At 54.6% G+C, this 18707-nt stretch carries 16 protein-coding genes and 3 pseudogenes; 7 read left to right on the plus strand and 12 right to left on the minus strand.

Annotated features, from left to right (window positions below):
- Window positions 1-41: 41 nt before the first annotated feature.
- Window positions 42-410, minus strand: coding sequence for a DUF6124 family protein (locus KW837_RS03740; protein WP_218394556.1), 369 nt, complete (start codon window positions 408-410; stop codon window positions 42-44).
- Window positions 411-1317: 907 nt separating this feature from the next.
- Window positions 1318-1851, minus strand: a complete 534-nt coding sequence (locus KW837_RS03745; RefSeq protein ID WP_218394557.1) for a UDP-N-acetylglucosamine acyltransferase — start codon at window positions 1849-1851, stop codon at window positions 1318-1320.
- Window positions 1852-2469: 618 nt separating this feature from the next.
- Between KW837_RS03745 and KW837_RS03750 the strand changes: the two genes are divergently transcribed.
- On the plus strand, window positions 2470-3111 hold the full coding sequence (locus KW837_RS03750; protein ID WP_028940415.1) for a hypothetical protein: 642 nt from the start codon (window positions 2470-2472) through the stop codon (window positions 3109-3111).
- A gap of 180 nt (window positions 3112-3291) precedes the next feature.
- Window positions 3292-3984, plus strand: a pseudogene (locus KW837_RS03755) (malate:quinone oxidoreductase); the annotation flags it as partial.
- Between the two features lie 205 nt (window positions 3985-4189).
- Here KW837_RS03755 and KW837_RS03760 read toward each other — a convergent pair.
- The 3 genes and pseudogenes from KW837_RS03760 to KW837_RS03770 form a co-directional block, all read right to left on the minus strand.
- On the minus strand, window positions 4190-4759 hold the full coding sequence (locus tag KW837_RS03760; RefSeq protein ID WP_123494039.1) for a DJ-1/PfpI family protein: 570 nt from the start codon (window positions 4757-4759) through the stop codon (window positions 4190-4192).
- A gap of 152 nt (window positions 4760-4911) precedes the next feature.
- Window positions 4912-5430 (minus strand): isochorismatase family protein, encoded by a 519-nt coding sequence (locus KW837_RS03765; RefSeq protein WP_218394558.1) that lies wholly within the window; start codon window positions 5428-5430, stop codon window positions 4912-4914.
- A 285-nt stretch (window positions 5431-5715) separates the two neighbouring features.
- Window positions 5716-6224: pseudogene (locus KW837_RS03770) on the minus strand (helix-turn-helix domain-containing protein); the annotation flags it as partial.
- On the opposite strand from KW837_RS03770, the pseudogene KW837_RS03775 reads away from it, so the two are divergent.
- Window positions 6223-6726: pseudogene (locus KW837_RS03775) on the plus strand (SDR family NAD(P)-dependent oxidoreductase); the annotation flags it as partial. The pseudogenes KW837_RS03770 and KW837_RS03775 overlap by 2 nt on opposite strands.
- Before the next feature lie 498 nt (window positions 6727-7224).
- Here KW837_RS03775 and KW837_RS03780 read toward each other — a convergent pair.
- On the minus strand, window positions 7225-8112 hold the full coding sequence (locus KW837_RS03780; RefSeq protein ID WP_218394559.1) for a LysR family transcriptional regulator: 888 nt from the start codon (window positions 8110-8112) through the stop codon (window positions 7225-7227).
- Window positions 8113-8245: 133 nt separating this feature from the next.
- Between KW837_RS03780 and KW837_RS03785 the strand changes: the two genes are divergently transcribed.
- Together KW837_RS03785 and KW837_RS03790 are read left to right on the plus strand one after the other, a co-directional pair.
- Window positions 8246-8992, plus strand: a complete 747-nt coding sequence (locus KW837_RS03785) for an SDR family oxidoreductase (protein WP_218394560.1) — start codon at window positions 8246-8248, stop codon at window positions 8990-8992.
- A 69-nt stretch (window positions 8993-9061) separates the two neighbouring features.
- Window positions 9062-9748 (plus strand): glutathione S-transferase family protein, encoded by a 687-nt coding sequence (locus tag KW837_RS03790; protein WP_371317100.1) that lies wholly within the window; start codon window positions 9062-9064, stop codon window positions 9746-9748.
- A 264-nt stretch (window positions 9749-10012) separates the two neighbouring features.
- Here the strand turns inward: KW837_RS03790 and KW837_RS03795 are convergent, their stop codons facing one another.
- The 6 genes from KW837_RS03795 to KW837_RS03820 all read right to left on the minus strand — a co-directional run bounded on the left by KW837_RS03795 (window position 10013) and on the right by KW837_RS03820 (window position 15265).
- The gene (locus KW837_RS03795; RefSeq protein ID WP_218394561.1) at window positions 10013-10303 is read right to left on the minus strand and encodes a hypothetical protein; all 291 of its coding nucleotides are present in this window, start codon (window positions 10301-10303) and stop codon (window positions 10013-10015) included.
- A 129-nt stretch (window positions 10304-10432) separates the two neighbouring features.
- Complete coding sequence (locus tag KW837_RS03800; RefSeq protein WP_218394562.1) at window positions 10433-10888, minus strand: hypothetical protein; 456 nt, start codon at window positions 10886-10888, stop codon at window positions 10433-10435.
- Between the two features lie 422 nt (window positions 10889-11310).
- A complete protein-coding gene (locus KW837_RS03805; RefSeq protein ID WP_218394563.1) occupies window positions 11311-12309 on the minus strand; it encodes an NADP-dependent oxidoreductase in 999 nt (332 codons plus the stop codon).
- A 77-nt stretch (window positions 12310-12386) separates the two neighbouring features.
- Window positions 12387-13256, minus strand: a complete 870-nt coding sequence (locus tag KW837_RS03810) for an alpha/beta fold hydrolase (RefSeq protein WP_218394564.1) — start codon at window positions 13254-13256, stop codon at window positions 12387-12389.
- A gap of 47 nt (window positions 13257-13303) precedes the next feature.
- Window positions 13304-14092: an SDR family oxidoreductase gene (locus KW837_RS03815; protein ID WP_123494049.1), complete on the minus strand. Its 789-nt coding sequence runs from the start codon at window positions 14090-14092 to the stop codon at window positions 13304-13306.
- A gap of 51 nt (window positions 14093-14143) precedes the next feature.
- Window positions 14144-15265 carry an alkene reductase gene (locus KW837_RS03820; RefSeq protein ID WP_218394565.1) on the minus strand — a complete coding sequence of 374 codons (1122 nt, stop codon included), beginning with the start codon at window positions 15263-15265 and terminating at the stop codon, window positions 14144-14146.
- Between the two features lie 146 nt (window positions 15266-15411).
- Here KW837_RS03820 and KW837_RS03825 point away from each other — a divergent pair, with 146 nt between their 5' ends.
- Together KW837_RS03825 and KW837_RS03830 are read left to right on the plus strand one after the other, a co-directional pair.
- Window positions 15412-15987, plus strand: a complete 576-nt coding sequence (locus KW837_RS03825; protein ID WP_218394566.1) for a TetR/AcrR family transcriptional regulator — start codon at window positions 15412-15414, stop codon at window positions 15985-15987.
- A gap of 1943 nt (window positions 15988-17930) precedes the next feature.
- Complete coding sequence (locus tag KW837_RS03830) at window positions 17931-18629, plus strand: ion channel (protein ID WP_218394567.1); 699 nt, start codon at window positions 17931-17933, stop codon at window positions 18627-18629.
- The last annotated feature ends 78 nt before the right edge of the window (window positions 18630-18707 follow it).

Below are 18707 nucleotides of genomic sequence, written 5' to 3' on the forward strand. Positions count from 1 at the left end.
CCTTTACCGAGGGGCAAGCCTCTCGGTAAAGGGCTGAGTGATTACTTAGGTGGAACGAAGTTATCCAGCATTCGATTCACCGCCAGTTCCGCCAGCATGATGACCTGCTGAAGCGCCAGCAGGGTATTGCGGTGGGTGCCCTCCACCAATGCAGCAATGTCGCTGGCCATGACACTGGCCGATGCCAGGTTCTCACACGTTTGAACCAGCAAGGCTTCATGGCCGACATCCGGCGCAACCATGTACATGGTGCTGGGTTTGCGTGGGGTGTTGTTCATGATCGCTGCCGGGTTGAGGTAGAAATTCAGGGCACGCTCGGCGGCTTCGTGGAATTTTTTCGAGTCGAGGGATTCGTACGGGGATGCCGGATCGGTGTCCGGTTCCGGTGGATTGGGTGTCACTTTGAACATAGATGAAACTCCCACTTAGAATAAATAAGAGCCATCACCCTCGCTACCAAACGAAGGGTGGCGGCCATACGCGGGTTGGTAGACCGGTCTAAGTAGGAAACCCGGCGCTCACAATGGAGCCCCACGCATGACCACCATATAAAGCTGAGCCCCAAAAAAGGTGCTGCATAAGGTGTCGCCATGCGACTACTTAAAGGCGGGCTACCAAACCCGATCACTGTTTTTCAGTGACAGGGAAACGATATAGCCCGCCCCACAGCCGCACAAGCCAGCGGATTCTGGCGCACGCGTAGGCAACGACGCAAGGCGTTGTAGCCGTTAGGACGTAACAGTGGGTGTCTTTAAACACGCATCGTTAAACGTGTGAGCGCTTTCAAAAAAAAGAGGAAGCGTCTGACATTTTTAGGGTTGTGTTGCGGCGCGGCTGCACCTGTCGCCCGCTTAAAATCATGTAGGGCGCACGGCGTCGTGGTTTTTTGAATCGAGGATTTGGTAGGAGGATGCCGGATCGGTCACTGGCGGATGGATAGGACGCTGAACGCTGCGTCGGTCCTTTTGAACGAGCCGGGGTTGAAAAAGGATGGCAACTGTATGCAGGTAATGGAGTCGTGGGAGGAGCTTCGCAATACCGACTTGCCTGAGGGCACCCTGTGTACAGTCACCATCAACATTAGGCATGGAGCTGCCTGTCCATTCAAAAGAGGCACATGCAACTCAACGTGCCACGGGCTGCTCCGCCCGGTCACTGCGGCGGTGACGGGAGACAAGATACTGGCGACCGCTTGGCGAAACAGGCGGCCAATTCTGTAGCGGGTGTAGGCAATGGCGTTGGATGTTGTAGCCTCACGAAGTCATACAGCGTTTCACCGAGCACGTCCTACCAAGGCGATTCACCTAGTCTTTACGCCTAGTTCAACTTCTGAGCTTCCAGTTTCGCCAGGAAGTCTCGAATATTGTTCTGTACGGCGCGATTGACTGATTCCTTGAGGCGGACGACACCCGCGAAGGCGTAGCCTGGAGGGACGATGCCCTGGGTGATGATCGTTTCTTCGAGCAAGGTTTCGCCCGTTTTGCGGTTTACCAGCAGGTACTTTGCGGAAGCATCAGTGACCATGGTCACGCCTGCTGCCGGCGGATCCAGCTCCTGGATTTTGACGAAAAGATTCACTTTTTTTGTCGACTCGTCGTCGAACACTGAGCTCTTGTTAATGGCTTCTACTACTGCCCTTTCCCAGAGTTCGGGAATGCCTTCACCATCGGACGGTATATTTCCTGTTTGCTCATTGGGGGCAGCGAAGGAAACGGATACTGCACGAAGGTCCGCGTCCACTTTGTGAGTCGAGGGCGAAATACTTGGAACGGAGAAATTCAGAGGGGGTACAGATGTGCAGCCGCTTAGCAAAGCGACCAGCAATGTACTGACGGCGATCCTTGAGCGCATCCTTGTTTCCTTTCTGAAAAATGAATTGAGGCGAGAAGAGCATAGTAGGCGTTAGCCCAAGTCGCCTTTGTCCCTTGCTAAACGGCGGCAAGATCTGCCGTTTAGCAAGGGACTCACTTTTTTGCCCAGGAAACTCAAACAGCCTTGATCGAGGGTAAATTCTCAAGGTTGCCTCTGGTGGAGCTGTCCCTTCGAGAGGCACCTACAACCTAACGTGCCACGGGCTGCTTCGCCCAGTCACTGCGGCGGTGACAGGAGGCACATGGAAACCCCAGATGAACACCTGCGCTCAGCCTCCCGAAGGGGCGGGTGGATCAAGATCAAGAGCTGCAGGCGAGCTAACGCTCGGCCTGTTGAGTGGTGAGGGGCGGGTGTACGCCGATGGATTTTGTAGGAGCGAGGCTTGCCCGCGAAGGCGACCTGACAGCTGTCCCATTTTTATTATCGCTAAACCTTTGCGACCTCAGGCCGCTATAGGCCAGAGCGAGCCCCTCCTCCAGGATCATCAGCCGTTAACGACTGAGGCACTTCGATAAGTTCAGTCGCCAGGCGGACCGCCTCTGTTCGTCCTAATTCACGTTCAAGCTCTCAAATTTTCACAGAAAAGAAAGGACACTTATGCGTCAACTTCTCCCCTTGGCAATCAGTTTGACTCTCATCGGCTGCGCCACCAGTAAAACCGACGTTCGCAATGAAGCCGAGGCTGGCAAGTTTGACCCCACCACCACCGCCCGTGTCCGTCTGATCACAGGCGATAACGCGCACGGCGGATTCGTCAGCGGCCAGACTTGCGAGAAGTTTTACAACGAGTCTCTCAAGAGTTTTCCCATCGAACAGTCCGGTTGGAAAACCGCCCATATCGACTCCGCAGGTCTTTATCCATTCCGGGAGTCAGACCATCAGAACAGCGTGATTGGCATGCCTGCGAGCAAGGAGAGCAAGCTGATCAACGAATCACCCCGACTCTACGACGAGCATGTCGTGACTGCCAACCAACCCTTCATTGCGACCTTTGGCATGGTTGGCTCGGTTTCATGCTCGCCCAAACCCGTGGTGTTCACGCCAGAGCCGGGGCAGGATTATGAAATGCAGTTCCAGATTGTCAAAATCAGCACGTTCAAAGCGGGTTGCATCATTCAGCTACGCAAACTCACTGCTGTTGGAAATACCACAATAGAAACGCCAATGCGACCACAGGTCTGCGCCAGGTCAGCAGATGGAAACTTTCACACCAAGGACCCACTCTTCAACGCCCAGTGAAGCCTCTGCTTCTTGCCTGCTTTCACCTTACCGGATCACCGCTCGGCAACATTCGTATACCCCCTGAAAAGGCCTCAAGCCAGCAGCTCGCTGATCCACCGAACCTGCCGGGCAACGTCTTGCAAAAAGGTGCAAAAAGGGGACTGATATATTTCCTTCAAAATAAATCAGTCCCCTTTTCCGCCAATGTCGGTTCCGCACCTGGACACCCGTGTCCTGGACGGCAAGCGCGTCATCCTGTTTGGCCCATTCGCGACCTTCAGCACCAAGTTCCTCAAAGAAGGCTCGTACCTGGACCTGCTGACCACCACCACACACAACGTGTGGCCAATGACCAAGGTCGGCATCAAGGAATATCCGCTGGTCGAGTACCTTGCAGGCCAACTGATGCTGTCTGATGAAGACCGCCTCAACGCCCTGAAAGAATACTTCCCGAACGCCAAAGCCGAAGACTGGCGCCTGTGGCAAGCCGGCCAACGCGTGCAAATCATCAAGCGTGATGAAGCCGCTGGTGGCGTGCTGAAGTTGGGCACCGAAATCGTTGCTTCCGCAGACGGCACCATCGCCGGTCTGCTGGGCGCATCGCCAGGTGCTTCGACTGCCGCACCGATCATGCTGACCGTGCTGCAGAAAGTGTTCAAGGACAAGGTTGCCTCGCCAGCCTGGCAGGAAAAGCTGCACCAGATCGTGCCTAGCTATGGCACTCAGCTGAACAGCAGCCCTGAGAAAGTGGCTCAAGAGTGGGCTTACACCTCCAAGGTGCTGGAGCTGACTCCGCCGCCGGCGATTGGTCAGGTGGCGGCTCCGGCTGCTGCTCCGGCTGCTCCTGCCAAGGCGCCGAAGGCTAATGCTGCGACGGATATGGCTTTGTAAGTAGAAGCGTAATCGCAAAGCCCACTGGATCGGTGACGGTCAGTGGGTTTTTTTGTGAGGGGAGTGTTTGCTGCAAAGGGCAGATTCATCTCGTTTCACGTACCAGCGTTCGGGCCGCAAGCGGTCAGTCATGAACGTTCCGCTATCAGCCATGAGCGGCCACTCGAACACATCACCTGATCGGCTGTTTTGTAGGACCAAGCGGTCACCGATGTTCCGCTGCCAACATTGACCTGAACTGAGAAATGATCTCTGAAGATAGCCCGGCACCTTCGAACACTGCGCAGGTGAAGCTAACGGGTGCAGGGCCTGGAGCAGTTATGATGCGGTCTGCAACCACAGCCACTGGACTGCTTCGATAAAGCGTGCGCCCCTCATAACCTACGGCATTCTGTTGTAAGAAGTCAGCGCTGTTCGAGGTATGAGGAACCGTGTCGAGAAGCCCGGCCCTCGCAAGTGCCAGCGTTCCCCCACAGATACCGGCAATTGTCGCTCCACTTGAACGACTAGCATGAAGAAAGTCTCGAATATCCGGTGCTTCTGCACGTTCCCAGACCATTCCTCCAATGACGACAACAACGTCCGGTTTCCAGTCCAGACATTGTTGCAAACTGCTATCAACCGTTACGGCCAATCCACCCTGCGAGCGGAACTGCCCCGTAGCAGGAGCGAAAAACCTGACGTCGATCCCGTAAAACGGGGACGCAGTTCCAGCAATCAAAGCATATTCCCAGTCCGCAAAACCGGGTGTCAGTATCAATCCCACACGTGCCATCAGTCAGAATCCTCCATGAATGCCAATTACATATGGCGACAACAAACATACATCAAGGGCTGCTTTGGGTGGTGAATTCAACCGGTCGCAAAGGGCTGCAATCGACCCAAAGTGGAGATCGACCCAGTCTTGAGCCGATCTATCAATGCCGGTTAGAAACGCCAGTCCTCAGCATGCACTACACGACAGAATGGGCCGGCCAGGGTTGCGTTGTGATGAGCGACGATATTTTCGGCCTTCAACGCAGGAGTGTCGGCGCAGGTATGACCATCGGCGATCAGCACCGCATCGAATCCAAGATCGCGTGCAGCGCGACAGGTACTGTCGACACAATACTGGGTCTTCATTCCGGCAATAACCACGCCCTGAGATCCACAAGCTTTTAACCGATCGGCCAGATCAGTCATGTAGAAAGCGTTGGGTCGGCTTTTTTCGAAGATCACCTCGTCGCCTTGCAGTAACAGTTCCTGCACCAGTTGCGTCAACGGGCTTCCAGGTTCGATAGGCGAGCCAGGCGGACCTACGTGGCGAGCAAGAAAAATAGGCGCGCCTGCCCTGCGGGCTTTGCTCAACAGGCTATTCAAAGTATTCAGCAGCGCTTCGCCATCCCATGGTTTATCCGGGCCATGAAACAATCCAACCTGCATATCGAGAATCAACAGTGCATGCATAGTGCTTTTCCTTGCGTTTGGACCAACGACACAAGGGCAAAAGAAAAGGCCCTATCCATCGCTGGCGGGCCTTTGAAGTTCGTGCGTTATTGGTTCACGACACCTCTCACGACCCGCCTCGGGCGGTCGTGGTAGTGGTGGTCGAGGCAATGCGTAACTGATTCATAAAACCGACAGTATCCGCACGGTGCCTGGTTGGCAAGGGGACATGACCTGCACAACGGCTACTTCTTATATTGATCGTTGGGGGCCGACTCTGGCCGAGGGCAGCCGTTGAGAATCGATTTAATTTGGAGTGATCGCCTGCCGTATCTCGCGCACGTCGCGGGCAGGCGAAGCGCCGAATTGCCGTAGGTATTCGCGGCTAAACTGGGATGCGCTTTCATAGCCGACAGCGAACGCCACGTCAGACGCGCGATGCTCGCCAGCAAGCAACAGCTGGCGAGCTTCCTGCAACCTAAGCTGTTTCTGATACTGGATGGGACTGAGGCCTGTCATCGACAGAAAATGGTGATGCAGGCTTGCCCGGCTCATCCCGCTTGCATCGCACAATGCCTCGATGCGAAGTCTAGTATTGTAGTTGTCCCTGATCCAGGCAACGGCTCGCCGGATGCGACCCAGTGCGCCATCGGGTTGGGCAATCTGACGCAGCAGCCGCCCTTGGGGCCCTGTAGAAGACGATAGAGCAATTCCCGTTCGACCATGGGGCCGAGAACCGGGATATCGGCAGGTGTGTCGAGCAATGACAATAAGCGCTGCAACGTATCGCGAAGCGAAGCGGTCATCGGGTTTAAGCGCTTCGACGTCCTCGTCAACAATGCCGGCAATGGCCTCTTTGCGAACTTTATTGACGCGACCGAAGACCAGTTTGCCTCACTGGTCGCCACGCACCTTCGCGGCCCGATTTTCCTGACTCAGAAGCTGTTACCGCTCGTGGAAGACGGCGGTCGTATCCTGAACGTTTCCTCCGGCTTCGTGCGCTTTACTCTGCCGGGGTACAGCGTTTATGCGGCGCTGAAGGCCGCAGTTGAAGTGCTCACCCGTTACATGGCTGTAGAACTTGGTCCGCGCCAAATTCGGGTGAATGCGATTGCCCCTGGTGCCATCGCAACCGATTTTGGCGGTGGTGTCGTGCGCGATAACCAGGATGTGAACGCCTATGTGGCGCAGGGCACCGCGCTGGGTCGTGTCGGTCTACCGGACGATATAGGCGGTGCGGTTGCCGCGATCCTGTCCGATGACATGGCCTGGGCTAACGGGACGACTTTTGATATCTCGGGCGGGCAGTTGCTGTAGTCACAGCCGCATTCATAATTCAAAGCAGAAGAATCTCCATATCTGATAGCAGCGCAATCGAAGTCTCGGAATCTAAATCAACACCCTCGATTTCCAGGCTTGATCTGCTGTTCATGTGAACCGCTAATGTCGGTGCGCTCGCAGGATCCTGCAACGCTACAACTAGAGGCGCAAGCACCCTAAATCCAATGATCGCTTCTGGCCGATTGTTGCCTGTCGCGAAGGCCCGCAATCGGCCAGAAGCGGTCGGTAATCCAAATAAATAAATCTGCCCCCGTTTTCTTAACCGCATGAGATGAGCGTTGCACCTTTGATTTAAAGATGTATCGAATCGGCGTTGGCAATAAATCAGGACACTTTGAGAGGCAAGCTCTGCAGTCCGGTGCGACTACTTAAAGCCCCGTTGACGAGCAAGAATGGTGAGTGTGCAGCGATTTTCGCCCAAGGGGCCGCCATGCTGATGGTTCTCCGCTCGCACCCTGGCCGTGGCCTAGGAGGCTATTTAGGGCGCTCATGGAATGCAGCAAAAACATCCGCCATAAAATCCATGAAAACGATGGCTCGCTGGGGCAGCAGCCGATTCGCTAAGTATACGATTTGGATCGGGACGGGTGGCGCCACGTATTCGTTAAGCAGCAATTGAAGATTGCCACTTCTCAGCCCTTCCTCATAAAGCCATTGAGGCCCCTGCGCGATTCCCAATCCTGCATTGACGTACTCACGTATCGCCTCAGGCGAGTTGACACGCAGTCGTCCGGAGATCGGGACATCAGTATCCTTAAACCGCCAGTTGGTTCCAGTGGATAGGAGGGTATAAATGAGGCAGTCGTGTTCCTTCAGGTCATCAGGCGAAGAGGGAGAGCCACGTTTCTCTAGGTACGCACGGCTGGCAACGCACACACGCTCGAACCTCGCTAGTGGCCGGGCTCGCATTGCACTGTCCTCCAGGTGCCCAATACGAATCGCGAGTTCTGCCCCCTCGTCGACTAAATTGACGTAGCGATCATTGATTTGAAGATCGAGCGACAGTTCGGGATAGCGCCCTAGAAAGCTCGCGACGTGCGGTACGATGAAGGTATGAGCCAATGCGGTCGGGCAAGCGACGCGCAGTAACCCAGACGGCGCTACGTTCCCTCTCAGTGAGGACTCTGACTGTTCCACTGAGTCCAGAATACGCCGCGCATCTGCGTAGTACCGTTCACCCTCGGGCGTGAGCATCAGCTTTCGTGTGGATCGGTGAAGCAGCCTGGTTTGCAAATGGTCTTCAAGAGCAGCGACGTAACGACTGACGTTCGGTTGCCCTAGTCCTAGATCACGTCCCGCAGCAGAAAAACTACCTGTCTCGACAGCGCGTACAAAACAGCTCATCAGTAACAACCGGTCCATCACGCCCCTTTTCATGCAGATTTTGCATGAGATCTATTCTATTTGCCCATCTTATCAGCGCGCTGGCATGAATACATAGTTGCTCTCAGAAGGTCAGTCGTCCGGCTGGCCGCCCAAAAGAGAGGAAATTTACATGTCCCGTTTACAAGGCAAGCGTACCCTCATCACTGGCGGTACAAGCGGCATCGGTCTGGAGACCGCCAAGCAATTTCTCGCCGAAGGCGCACGCGTGATCGTCACAGGTGTTAATCCTGAGTCCATGGCAAATGCTCAAGCAATTTTAGGTAGCGAAGTCCTGGTGCTGCGAGCCGACTCAGCTAGTGTCGCAGCCCAGAAGGAGCTGGCGCAGGCTGTTCAGTCTCATTACGGGCAGCTCGACGTTGCCTTCCTCAATGCTGGCGTATCCGTCTGGATGCCAATCGAAGACTGGAACGAGGAGATGTTTGATCGCTCCTTCGACATCAATGTCAAAGGCCCTTACTTCCTCCTGCAAGCACTGCTGCCGGCCTTCTCTAATCCTGCATCGGTGGTTCTTAACACCTCGGTAAGTGCGCACCTGGGCGTCGCGCGTTCATCCGTTTATGCGGCAACGAAGGCGGCGTTTCTGAACATGTCGAAAACGCTCTCTAGCGAGCTTCTCCCGCGTGGTGTTCGTGTAAACGCGATCAGCCCTGGCCCGATCGATACTCCGCTGTACGACAAGCTGGGTATCCCCGATGCCTATCGCGAGCAGCTCAACAAAGATATCGCCGCGACTATACCCTTTGGCCGTTTCGGTACGCCTGAAGAAGTAGCTAAGGCGGTTCTGTATCTGGCGTCGGACGAGTCTCGTTGGACGGTCGGAACGGAAATTATTGTTGATGGTGGGCGCTCGCTTTAATGGGCTAGTCACAACTTCACTTCTATACAGCCCGCTTCCCGCTCGGAAGCGGGTGTTGTCGAAATAACAGTGGGTATTCAAATGTCGCAATCACGGCTCACGCTTGTTAGCCACGGGCTTTGTCCGTTTGTTCAGCGAGTAGCAATTTTACTCCTCGAAAAAGAGGCTCCATTTCAACGGGTTGATGTGGATTTGAAGGACAGGCCCAACTGGTTTCTGGTCATGTCGCCAACGGGCAAAGTCCCGCTTCTAATGGTGCAAAAAGGCGATGAGGAAGCGACCGTACTTTTCGAGAGCGTGGCTATCTGTGAATACATCGAACAGGTGTATCCGGAGCCCGCTGTGCACCCGAAAGATGCAATTTCCCGTGCTCAACACCGTGCTTGGATCGAATTCGCCACTGGTATGCTTGCTGATGCATGGGGATATTTGAACGCAACGGATCAGCAGACAGCGCTTGGTAAGTCTTCAGCGCTGAGGGGAAAGCTGGAGAGACTTGGCGGTGAAAAGATGGAGGGGCCGTACTTCGCTGGCGAGACGTTCAGTATGGTGGATATTGCTGTAGCCCCAGTTTTTCGCTACTTCGACATACTGGGATTCGAACCAAGTCATTCATTGTTTGATGGACTTGGTCGCATTGCCGAGTGGCGTCATGCACTGGCCAATCGCGCTAGCGTTCAGGCTGCTGTCGCCGAGGATTATGCAGACCGGCTACGCAAACATCTGCTGGAGGTGAAGGCCATTTTAGTCAGATGAGTCATAAATATCAGTCCAGTGTCTCGTATGGCGGGACTTAGCCTGGTGCGATCGTGGAGCTGGGTCTCCTTTCCTTTGCGAATTTGCAGGAGGCCCGCTTTCCTATTCTTCAGGAAAGTGCCTATACAACGGATAGCGATACTGAGCTTTCGTTGGCGCTCCATGTCCGCTTTTGGCCGTTTTCTGCCTGTCGTCACCGGCTGAAAACGACCCTTCGTCATCCATTTGCGGATTGACGAACATTAGCCAGATGTCTTGGAATGACTAGTGCTTCGACGCCTGAATGGCTTCTTCGAGCAAAGGGCCCGTGATCCGTCGGCCGTTGTAAACATCGACAAAGTAATTAATTCGGTTAGCAAGGTGCTGAATGGACAGCCAGCCCAAGCCTTGGTAGTCACGCAATTCCTCGTCGTTGAGCTTGATCAGGCATTCGTAACTCACAAAAGACGCTTCACACTCGACGAGAATATATATTGAGCCATCTTCTGCGTTAAGAAGATGCCAGTAGCTGTCCGTTGTGTGATATGCCGCAGGGGCGAGTCGAACCAGATTCATGTTTGATTTCCGTGCGTTACCTTTCAGTTTCTAACCATAACATGGCTGCGAGCGCACCATTCTCGAATGGCCGGTACTGGCCGATTGTGCCCGTTGCGAATGCCTGCAATAGGGCTGTTGAATTACCTTTTAGAAAGCCGCCGCATCGTTGATAGCTGCCTCATATGCATGCTTCTCAAATGTGAAGGGGCCAACACCGTCTATGATTTGAGGTTCTTCATAGCCGTTCTCGTAAGCAAAGGAATCCCACGTGAAACAGTCATCGTTTTGGCGAACATATACTGAGTAGGCGCCACACCCGATGTCGCCGCACTCGGGGCAGATGTAAAGGAGGATACGACCACTTTCTGTTTCAGCGTGTTCGCGTAAAAGTAGTCGAGAGTTAGATAGGCTGTTTGGCTCCGGGAAGCCCTTGACGAAACAGCCCATGAAATCTGAATGACCACCATCAGCTAAGACGAGAGCATTGAGCAACGAACGTCCGTTAATCAGAAAATCGATGGAGAATCGTTCGGCCACGGTGCAGCCATTTGAGGAGCTTCCCGGACGAAACAACTGTTGAAATGTGAGGGAACTGGTGTCCATTCCTACGAACCATTTTATGCACTGAATGTGCGTTGGATTACATACAACATTCAAGGGGCGGGCAAGGCAAATTTCATCGGGTGATTGACCGCTTTTGGCCGATTTCTGCCCGTAGCGAAGGGCTGCAGTCGGCCACTTAGCGGACGTTCGGCCTACATCCGCTTTTGATGCAAACTTGCCACTCGCTATGAGCTTGTGGCGATGTAAGCATTGTTTCGATTGAGGAGTGGCTTCAACCATTTCTCGTTACTGCTCAAGCATCAAGCTACGCCAAATGATCATCGGCTTTTCTACCGGCGCGACTTCCGGTTGCAACTGCTCCTGTGTGGGCCTGTTGTGCGGGGGTTGCTCCTCTGGTTCAGGCGCTGGAGTCTGATACTCGGCGGCATGCACGTTATCTACTGACATTTTTTTTAGTGCGCTTATTTGATTGTTATGGTGACTTTGCCTTTTGATCTGCCCTGCTCGACGAACCGCAACGCCTCTGCAGTCGATTCAAAAGGGAAGGAACGATCGATGACCGGTTTGATGACGCCAGCCTCGATAAGCGAGGTGATTTTTTGCAGTTGTACCCCGTCGGCACGCATAAACAAAAATGCATAGCTCACCCCGTGCTTGCGGGCTTTTCTGCGAATACCGCTGCTCAGCAGGCGCATGACTTGCCCCAGCACCCAGGACAAGCCTTGCTCTTGGGCAAATTCTGCTGTCGGTGGTCCGGAGAGGGAAATGAGCTGTCCGCCGGGCTTGAGAACCTTGACCGATTTCTCCAGTACATCGGCACCGAGGCTGTTCAACACCACGTCGAAATCGCGCAACTCGTTTGCAAAATCCTGCTGTTTGTAATCGATGACCACATCCGCCCCGAGTGCTTTCACCCATTCGACATTTGCCGTGCTGGTGGTGGTCGCAACGAAGGCGCCGAGGTGTTTGGCGAGCTGGATGGCAAACGTGCCGACACCGCCGGATCCGGCATGAATCAACACCTTCTGGCCTTTTTTCACCTGGGCGGTCTCAACCAGCGCCTGCCAGGCCGTCAAGGCGGCCAAGGGGACGGACGCCGCTTCGGCCATATCGAGATTCGAGGGTTTCAGCGCGAGCGCGTTTTCGTTCACGGCGATCAGTTCGGCAAACGTCCCGATCCGTGCCTCGGGAGGGCGTGCATAGACTTCGTCTCCTGGCTTGAATCGCTTCACCGCCGAGCCCGTGCGAACGACCACACCTGCCAGGTCATTGCCCAATACCAATGGAAATGTATAGGGCAGGATCAGTTTGAATTCCCCGGTTCTGATCTTCGAGTCCAACGGGTTCACGCTCGTTGCATGCACCTGGATCAGAACGTCATGCACACCGACCGCGGGGTCGGGCACTTCGCCAATCGTTCCGTTCTGCTTGCCGTAGCGGTCGATAAAAAATGCCTTCATGTTGCAGCTGCTCTTGTCGGTGGAATGAGAATGGGGCGCGGCCCCGACAACGTTGATGCGATTAGACGTGCAGGCTGTCAGGTGTCGAGGAACATCGAAGCCTTGGCCACGAAATCGGTAGCGTGCTGGAAAATGCTGCCGTGCCCGGCGTCCTGGTAAATGATCAGTTGCGCGTTGGGGATTCGCTTCGCCAGCTCAATCGAGTTCACGGTGGGCACCATGATGTCGTTGTCCCCGTTGGCTATCAGCGTCGGCATGCGCAGGCGACCGAGATCTTGCGGCGCCTGCTTGCCCCACGCTGTTATGGCTTTCAATTGCCGTAAAAACGCGCGGGGTGTGGGGTCTTTGTCGCGGTCTTGCCGGCGCTCTTTCAATCGTTGCAAATACTCGGACGCGGCGCGTTGTCCGTTGGCCGTGGTGGTAAAGAATAGGTAGAACTTGGGATCTCGGAGCGTCAGCAGACCCTTGATCATTAACGGCCAGGTCACCGAGCCGACGTTGTCGATGCCTGTGCCGCCAGCCGGTCCGGTTCCGGTGAGGATCAATCTGCGCACTCGTTCGGGTGCTTTCATGGCGATGTCTTGAGCGACGAAGCCGCCGAGTGAAAAGCCGAGCAGGTCAACCTTGTCCAAACCCAACGCACGAATAAAGCCGATGCCATCGTCAGCCATCTCACCGACGGTCAATGGCGCGGCGCCGCCCGAGCCACCGATACCGCGGTAATCAGTAGTGATGACACGCCGGTTTTTTGCCAAACCGTCGATAATCCTGGGGTCAAAGTTATCCAACACTGCCCCCCAATGGTTGAACATGACCAGCGGGACCTGCGTCCTGGGTCCCAGATCACGATAGGCGAAAGGTATCCCGCCAACCAGAACCGACTGGTTCGCCGCGTTGATAAATGACGACTGCGAACCTGGATGATTGCTTCTAGCCAAAACAGTCATGTTTACTCCGTCCAATTGCGGGGCGAGGCCGACCTGCTCGTCATGGGTCAGGCTTGAGTCAAATAGCGTTGCGCCACGGCGGACTGCCTGATCTGCGACAAAAGACCCTGACGCGCGGTTTGCAGGGCATCCCAGCGCTCGCCTTCATGCAGCGGAGGAATGGTCACCGGTTCGCGACGGTCGAAGCCAACCAGTGCGGCGTCGACCAGATCACCCACTTCCATGATTTCGCTCAAGGTGTTGATGTCGATACCGGCGCGATCCCAAATCTCTGTGCGGGTGGCGGCGGGCAGCACGGCTTGCACATAAACACCCTGAGGCGAAAGTTCCAGGCTTAGGCCTTGGGACAGGAACAGCACAAACGCCTTGGTCGCCCCATAGACCGACATACCGAACTCAGGCGCCAGACCCACCACCGAACCGATGTTGATGATCGCGCCTTCACCTGCTTTGGCCAGGCGTGGCGCGATGGCGCTGGCGAGCCGCACCAGCGCGGTGGTGTTGAGGGCCACCAGTTGCGCAACGCTGTCAGTGCTTTGCTCGATGAAGTTGCCGGACTGTGCGGCGCCGGCATTGTTGACGAGGATACCGATGCGCCCGTCATCCCGCAGGCGCGCTTCGACGGTGTGCAGGTCGCTGAGTTGAGTCAGGTCGGCCTGAAGCACTTCAATGGCGACGTTGTGTTCGCCACGCAACTTTGCGGCGAGCGTTTCCAGGCGCGAGTGGTCGCGGGCGACCAACACCAGATCATGCCCGCGTTGGGCGAAACGCTCGGCGTAAACCGCGCCGATGCCGGTGGAAGCGCCTGTGATGAGAACGGTAGGGTGAGTAGTCATGATGTCAGCTCTTTTTTCGGGAACATGAATGGGGATGGATGCACGATCAAATCAGGCCCGATCAGCTTGTGCCTGGTTCGCGGCAGCGCTTGATTCGGCAAGCGTCGGATAGTCGATGTATCCCGCCGCACCGCCGCCGTAGAGCGTGGAGGGGTCGAAGGCGGACAGTGGCGCACCGTTCTTGAGCCGCTCCACCAGATCAGGGTTGCCGATAAAAGGGCGGCCAAAGGCGATCAGGTCGGCCTTGTCATGCGTAAGGCGTGCCGTGGCCAGGTCCAGGTCATAGCCGTTGTTGGCGATGTAGGTGTTCCTGAAGCGCTGGCGCAAGGCGTCGAAATCAAAGGGCGCCACGTCGCGTGGCCCACCGGTCGCGCCTTCGACGACGTGCAGATAAACGATGTCCAGAGCATTGAGTTGGTCGACGATGTAATCGAACTGAGCCTGTGGATCACTGCTCGATACACCATTGGCCGGAGAGACAGGCGAAAGGCGAATGCCCGTGCGATCAGCACCAATCTCGGCGGCCACGGCAGCCGTCACTTCCAGCAGCAGACGCGCACGGTTTGCGATCGAGCCGCCGTAGGCATCAGTACGCAGGTTGGCGCCGTCCTTGATGAACTGATCCAGCAAATAGCCGTTTGCACCGTGGATTTCCACGCCGTCGAAGCCTGCCGCAATGGCGTTTGCCGCCGCTTGGCGGAAATCGTTGACGATGCCCGGCAGTTCGTCAGTCTCCAGCGCTCGCGGCTCGGAAACGTCCTCGAAGCGATTGTTGACGAACACCTTGGTCGCGGGACGAAGCGCGGAAGGGGCTACCGGCGCCGCGCCTTGCTGTTGCAGATCCACGTGGGAAACACGGCCCACATGCCACAGCTGCAGGAAAATTCTCCCGCCCTTGGCGTGCACGGCATCGGTCACCTTGCGCCATCCCTCTATCTGCGACTGCGTGTAAATGCCGGGGGTGTCCTGATAGCCCTGTCCCTGCTGCGAGATCTGCGAGGCTTCGGAAATCAGCAAGCCCGCGCTGGCCCGCTGGCTGTAATAGGCAGCAGCAAATTCACTCGGTACAAAGCCTTTGCCTGCGCGATTGCGCGTCAGTGGCGCGAGAACCACGCGGTTCGACAGCGTCAGGGCGCCAAGCGTGTAAGGGGTAAACAGATTCTGGTCGCTCATGGGTGTGTGTTCCGTGCCCGTTGGTGAATTTCATATGGCTGGCATTTAGGATGATGATCGAAATCTAAACTGTCAATGGTTTTGATTATGGTCAACATCTATGTATCATCAGGTGATGAATTTCCAGCGGTAGCGAGGTATCCAACATGCGAGTGTCCAAGGCCCAGGCCCAGGCAAATCGGGAGCACATCGTCGAAACGGCCTCAGCCGTGTTTCGCGAGCGCGGTTTTGACGGTGTCGGCGTGGCCGACCTGATGGCCGCCGCCGGTTTCACCCATGGCGGTTTCTATAAACATTTCGGTTCGAAGGCTGACCTGATGGCCGAAGCCTCGGCCAACAGTCTTGCGCAGTCTCTGGCCAGCGCCGAAGCATTGAGCGTGAAGGATTTCATCGATGTGTATGTGTCCAGGGATCATCGCGACGGGCGCGCCACGGGTTGCACCATGGCGGCGTTGTGCGGTGACGCGGCGCGTCAGTCAGGCGATTTGAAGTCGGCATTCGCTGAAGGCATCGAGCGCACGTTGCAAACGCTCGGCGAAAAATACCCGACGGGGCCGGATGCGGCGCCGGGTGAGGCGAGGGTGAAAATGATCGACCTGCTGGCGCGCGCGGTCGGCGCGATCATGTTATCGCGCGCCTGTCCTGACGACTCGGCGCTGGCCGATGAAATTCTGGCGGTGTGTCACGCGCAAATGACCGCATCATTATCTATTCAATCGTAGCTTCAGTCGTAGAGGGGATAAATGGATGTTGCACAAAGCGCGCTGACTCGCTTCGTCGTTGGACGACACGCACGAATGACCGTTTTGGCCGATTGCAAAATACGCGGGAAAAGTGAAAGAACAGCAATCCGAAATTGGTAGAGATATGCAGGCGAGTTCCCAGCCAATTCTGATTGCTCTTGTCACCGAAGCGCTTAAGGCGACCCTGTCCAAACACTAACGCCGACTAACTACTGTCCTCCAGGCAACCAATGACCGCTGTGTGGTTTCTTGCCGGTCGCGAAGGGCAACAGAATCGACCCAAAGCTGACCCTCAGGATTTTGTACTCTCAAACCCCATCCGCGAATTTGCAAACCACTGACGACATATTGGTAGGTCTGGAGAGTGGCATGACCACCACGCAAAAACTGACTCAAACAACGCTATGTGCAATGTCAGATCGAAGGTTATGGGCTGTCATGAAATGAAAAAACGCTGTCGTCAAATGAAAGGCTGGCGCACGCCACGTCTATAAACTCCTCCTCAAGCTTGCGCAGCAAGCCCAGCTATTTGGCTGTTGGCGCTCACGGACGCGAAACGTCTTTGGAGAAATCTGCGCATTTCCTACGAATGGAGAAGGGACAATGAGCGAGCGGTCGATAACGCAGTTCTTTTCCTCCCTAGGGGCCCCGCTTTGCATGCTGCGGCAGTCTTGGGGGCAGCGCGAGCAGATGGCAAAAATCTCCGTTTTCTGCGTCCTCCCCGTCTAGTGCGCTGTCGGTTGGACGGCACATTGTTACCAAAACAGCAGTAGACTGTTACAGATCATAAGCTGGCTATCTATTAGTGTGCTTGGTATATTTGAAAATTATTCATCAACTTGGAATATGGATAGTTAAGAATTTTAACAAACTAACAATACTATAAGTGCTTAATATCTAACTTACAAATATATTGCTATAAGTCAACAGCCTGACTGCGCAGTTACCCTAATAAAGCTTACGTTTAAAAATGCGTTCCTAAATTACATTGCTGAAGACAAAAATAAGTAATAGTTTTTGCGATTTGTTTTTTTGTTATATTAATAAATTGTACAATCAAAAATCATGACAAACTTTGCAAATGTATCACTTCAATGCCCTCAATGCTGGAAGCTCGATATAAATAATCGAATCCTGTTTGACGGTGCCAATCAAATACACTTGACAAATATTGAGAGCATCATTGTAAAGAACATGCTCCTCAAGGAGGAGCGCGTAATCAGTAGGGCAGAGCTAATTAGTAGTATTGGGAGAGAGCCTGGCCTCTATCGTGGCCTGGAGATGAGTTTGAGTAGACTGCAAGTAAAGTTCAAGAAAAGCGCTGGAGGTAGGTATCTCTTTCGCGCAGTCAGAAATCGTGGCTACTGCCTCACTCAAACCATACATATTAATGGGGAACCGTCTCGGGAGTTTACGTGAGGTAAGCGGCAATACACCATGGTCATATGGCTGATGATGACTAACGAACTTATGAATTTAGGGGGGCGCAGCGTTTAAGATGAGTGAGTTAACTTTTTACGATGGGCCTTGCGCTTTGATACTGGTGCAGATTTGAAAATGCCATCGCATAACTTCTGAGTTATGCGACGACTAATTCGGGCGTGAAACTGTCGCACGTACTCAGTTATCTGCGACATGAGATGCACAGATGTGGCATTGAGAAAGAAGGGAGGTAAATCCGATACGCTCGGTTCCCACTCAGGACAAAAATCTGGAGTCGCAGCGAAGCACGTTGACGAGTTTAGCCTGTCACAACTGACCGAAAATGGCCGCTTCTGACCGACTGCTGCCCTTCCTGACAGGCAGAATTCGACCCATATCCGCCACTCAAGGATTTCACCCCCGACTATTCTAAAGCCAAGCCAGATTTCAACGGTGCACGGTCAGATATCGAGCGTTACTTCAGCCTCTGGGAAACCGATATGACAAATCCTCAAAATAAAGCCGAACCCGACGAGGATTTAGCTCGGTTGATTATGGGGAAGGGTCCCTACACCTATCTATTGCTGCTCTTGCTAGGGTTGATCCTTCTGTTTCCCTTTCTTGAGGAAGGTATATTTGCTCGTACTTTGCTCGGCATTCTTTTTTCGATCGTGCTGCTCGTGGGGGCTTTTGCCACCAGGCAGACTCGGTGGGGGTTCATTCTCAAACTGGGCCTGGCGTTGCTTGGGGTTGGCCTTCAATGGACGGCGTTATGGACTGAGAGTATCGCGATTCTTAGCCTTGCCGGGATAGCGTATACGGCGTCTCTTGCCGTCTCGTTTAGCGGAGTGCTTCTCTACATTCTCAAGCGCGGGCCAATTACAGCCGGCAAGCTGCATGGTGCGCTGGCGGGTTACATCATGCTGGCTTTCGTTTGGTCCTTCGTTTATGCCCTGGTGGAGATATCCAGCGCTGGCTCATTCGGTCCTGGCCACCTCGACTTCGCACAGCCTGGCACGTTCTTCAAATTAATCTATTTCAGCCTCACGACGCTCACAACCACAGGTTACGGAGATATTCTCCCGTTGACCAATCACGCTCGCTCACTGGTAATGGTCGAAGAGTTTTCAGGCGTCTTTTACGTTGGTGTTGTGATCGCTCGGTTTGCCGGTCTTTATCCATCGAATCAGGCTAAGTGACGGACAACCGATTGCTAATGGCCCATGCCATTGAAAAAGTCCGCCTTGGTTTTCATTGAAGCTGCATGGCAGACGGAG

This window comes from Pseudomonas sp. PDM24 (genome assembly GCF_019218905.1).
Taxonomy (GTDB): Bacteria; Pseudomonadota; Gammaproteobacteria; order Pseudomonadales; family Pseudomonadaceae; genus Aquipseudomonas.

Excerpts from the sequence above, each read along its gene's own strand:
- KW837_RS03740 (WP_218394556.1), bottom strand. The coding sequence starts at position 410 with ATGTTCAAAGTGACACCCAATCCACCGGAACCGGACACCGATCCGGCA.
- KW837_RS03745 (WP_218394557.1), bottom strand. The coding sequence starts at position 1,851 with ATGCGCTCAAGGATCGCCGTCAGTACATTGCTGGTCGCTTTGCTAAGC.
- KW837_RS03750 (WP_028940415.1), top strand. The coding sequence starts at position 2,470 with ATGCGTCAACTTCTCCCCTTGGCAATCAGTTTGACTCTCATCGGCTGC.
- KW837_RS03760 (WP_123494039.1), bottom strand. The coding sequence starts at position 4,759 with ATGGCACGTGTGGGATTGATACTGACACCCGGTTTTGCGGACTGGGAA.
- KW837_RS03765 (WP_218394558.1), bottom strand. The coding sequence starts at position 5,430 with ATGCATGCACTGTTGATTCTCGATATGCAGGTTGGATTGTTTCATGGC.
- KW837_RS03780 (WP_218394559.1), bottom strand. The coding sequence starts at position 8,112 with ATGGACCGGTTGTTACTGATGAGCTGTTTTGTACGCGCTGTCGAGACA.
- KW837_RS03785 (WP_218394560.1), top strand. The coding sequence starts at position 8,246 with ATGTCCCGTTTACAAGGCAAGCGTACCCTCATCACTGGCGGTACAAGC.
- KW837_RS03795 (WP_218394561.1), bottom strand. The coding sequence starts at position 10,303 with ATGAATCTGGTTCGACTCGCCCCTGCGGCATATCACACAACGGACAGC.
- KW837_RS03800 (WP_218394562.1), bottom strand. The coding sequence starts at position 10,888 with ATGGACACCAGTTCCCTCACATTTCAACAGTTGTTTCGTCCGGGAAGC.
- KW837_RS03805 (WP_218394563.1), bottom strand. The coding sequence starts at position 12,309 with ATGAAGGCATTTTTTATCGACCGCTACGGCAAGCAGAACGGAACGATT.
- KW837_RS03810 (WP_218394564.1), bottom strand. The coding sequence starts at position 13,256 with ATGACTGTTTTGGCTAGAAGCAATCATCCAGGTTCGCAGTCGTCATTT.
- KW837_RS03815 (WP_123494049.1), bottom strand. The coding sequence starts at position 14,092 with ATGACTACTCACCCTACCGTTCTCATCACAGGCGCTTCCACCGGCATC.
- KW837_RS03820 (WP_218394565.1), bottom strand. The coding sequence starts at position 15,265 with ATGAGCGACCAGAATCTGTTTACCCCTTACACGCTTGGCGCCCTGACG.
- KW837_RS03825 (WP_218394566.1), top strand. The coding sequence starts at position 15,412 with ATGCGAGTGTCCAAGGCCCAGGCCCAGGCAAATCGGGAGCACATCGTC.
- KW837_RS03830 (WP_218394567.1), top strand. The coding sequence starts at position 17,931 with ATGACAAATCCTCAAAATAAAGCCGAACCCGACGAGGATTTAGCTCGG.